The sequence below is a fragment of the Xenorhabdus sp. NBAII XenSa04 genome, assembly GCF_963866145.1.
Lineage (GTDB): Bacteria > Pseudomonadota > Gammaproteobacteria > Enterobacterales > Enterobacteriaceae > Xenorhabdus > Xenorhabdus indica.
In genome coordinates this window covers 1-1745 of record NZ_CAWMEB010000012.1, presented here as the reverse complement: position 1 = coordinate 1745, position 1745 = coordinate 1, and the positions used below count along the sequence as shown (strand labels likewise).

Here is a 1745-nt window from a genome sequence, read left to right as displayed (position 1 = left end):
AAAATCCTGACAGGCCGGCGTCAGATAAGGGGAAAGCGCATAAATTTTGGCCGGATAGTCCTGTGCCCCGTTTTTCGGCCAGGCATTCAGTTGCTGGAAAATATAAAAGGCAAAGCTGTAGACGCTGGGCGCAGGCACTTCCCACCACGGGCGTGTGCTGCCGGTGCGTAAGTCCGGAGGATGATGGATGGTGAGATTGCGCGGTGAAGCCATCCAGCCCAGCAGGCTCAGCAGCAGCACCCCCACCAAAATCCCACAGGCGATCCGCAGGGTCAGAATATGCTGATCCCGGTTTTTGACTGCATGACGAAACTGGCTCATCGCGCTCTCCTGCTTCGGCGCAACGACCAGCCCCGGGCGGCAATAATCCATGCCGGATCACCGAGACCCAGCCGGCGTTTTTTCTCTTCCAGCTTCAGCCAGATATAATTTTCCGGCTTGCCACGCTTGAGGTGAGCAAGCCAACGCCCGCCAAAGCTAATCAGTAACAAGGGCATAATCAGCATCCCGGTCGGAAGTATGACCCAATCGGCTAACGGGAGCAGGGGAAGACTGACGGCCAGCCCGAGCGCGATCCCGGCCAGTGCGGCCAGTCCCATCTCAGGGGTGGTGAACCCGCGAAACACCACCGGTTCGGCGTTTAAACGGTCAGGTAAGAAAGCGATCGTCTGCATGGTGACGGCCTTAAAAGATAATACTGGCCGATTTCGACAGCAGCCAAATCACGGCAACCAGCAACACCACGCCGACCACGACGATGGCGCCAAACTGGGTCCAGGTCGATTTGCCATCCCGCACTTCGGAAAAGGTTTCGACGGCAGCCGAGGCGACTTTAAAGAACGCCACAGCGGAAAGAATGAGTCCGCCGATGACAATACCATCCTGCGCGTACCCTTTCGCCTGTCCCAGCAATCCGCCCCCGCCACCACTTTTCGGCGGTTCGATAGCCGGTAAATCAGCCCAGGCGGATTCACAGGAAAGGCCGAATAACAGTATGAACGTACTGACCCGTGTCATCAGGCTTGTGCTGATACGCCGGCAGACGGTAAAAATGTGCTTCATATTGACTCTGTTCCTTTTCATTATGTTCGCTGCATTAACTGGCAAACATCCAGACAGCCACGACCAGTAATACCGCGGTTCGAAGGGCAAACTGGCTGAGGGTCTGATTACGCACTTTTTCATTCGCCCAGCCATGCCAGACATCCACCGCGGCCCAGGCCGCCCAGAAAAACAAGGTGGCCAGGAAAAAACCGACGCACACCAGATACAGAAAAGTGATATCAAAGTGCCCGGAGGCCACTTCAAAGGCATTGCGTTGTGCGTCAGTCATTGCGGGTTTTCCTGACGGTAATGTCCGGATAACGGGCCGGATTCATGGGGCTGGTCGCGGGAAGGCGTGAGATAGTGATCGATACCGGCTTTGATGGTGTTGAGATCAGCCTGGATGCGCTGATAATCAAAGTCATAACGCGGGTGTTTTGAGGTATCAGACTGATTTTCTGCGATGCTGGCGCGTTCCAGTGCCATTTGCACCTGCTCAATCAGACGCTTTGCACTCGCCAGTTCGTCTTTTTCGGCCGCCTGAGCCAGCGGCATACACCACACAGCCAGTCCCAGCAGGCAGGCAGAACAGGATATTGAAAAGCCACCGCGCATAAACACTCACCTTATGATGGGTTCCAAAATACCAAGGATGCAGCGTTTTTTACCTGCGATCAGCAATAAACTCTTTATGCTTTGGT

The 1745-nt window shown here is 55.0% G+C and carries 5 protein-coding genes; all 5 read right to left on the bottom strand.

The features are described from left to right. On the bottom strand, positions 1-321 hold a 321-nt coding region (locus tag AAC147_RS01070; protein ID WP_047684768.1), incomplete at its 3' end, for a PFL_4703 family integrating conjugative element protein. Beyond that, positions 318-674 (bottom strand): TIGR03750 family conjugal transfer protein, encoded by a 357-nt coding sequence (locus AAC147_RS01065; RefSeq protein ID WP_047684765.1) that lies wholly within the window; start codon positions 672-674, stop codon positions 318-320. The genes AAC147_RS01070 and AAC147_RS01065, both read right to left, overlap by 4 nt. A gap of 10 nt (positions 675-684) precedes the next feature. Continuing rightward, on the bottom strand, positions 685-1017 hold the full coding sequence (locus tag AAC147_RS01060) for a TIGR03745 family integrating conjugative element membrane protein (RefSeq protein ID WP_231571549.1): 333 nt from the start codon (positions 1015-1017) through the stop codon (positions 685-687). Positions 1018-1096: 79 nt separating this feature from the next. Then, positions 1097-1333, bottom strand: a complete 237-nt coding sequence (locus tag AAC147_RS01055; protein ID WP_047684760.1) for a TIGR03758 family integrating conjugative element protein — start codon at positions 1331-1333, stop codon at positions 1097-1099. Next, on the bottom strand, positions 1330-1659 hold the full coding sequence (locus tag AAC147_RS01050) for an integrative conjugative element protein, RAQPRD family (RefSeq protein ID WP_047684757.1): 330 nt from the start codon (positions 1657-1659) through the stop codon (positions 1330-1332). The genes AAC147_RS01055 and AAC147_RS01050 overlap by 4 nt, the downstream gene beginning before the upstream one ends. Between the last annotated feature and the right edge of the window lie 86 nt (positions 1660-1745).

Excerpts from the sequence above, each read along its gene's own strand:
- AAC147_RS01060 (WP_231571549.1), bottom strand. The coding sequence starts at position 1,017 with ATGACACGGGTCAGTACGTTCATACTGTTATTCGGCCTTTCCTGTGAA.
- AAC147_RS01050 (WP_047684757.1), bottom strand. The coding sequence starts at position 1,659 with ATGCGCGGTGGCTTTTCAATATCCTGTTCTGCCTGCCTGCTGGGACTG.
- AAC147_RS01065 (WP_047684765.1), bottom strand. The coding sequence starts at position 674 with ATGCAGACGATCGCTTTCTTACCTGACCGTTTAAACGCCGAACCGGTG.
- AAC147_RS01055 (WP_047684760.1), bottom strand. The coding sequence starts at position 1,333 with ATGACTGACGCACAACGCAATGCCTTTGAAGTGGCCTCCGGGCACTTT.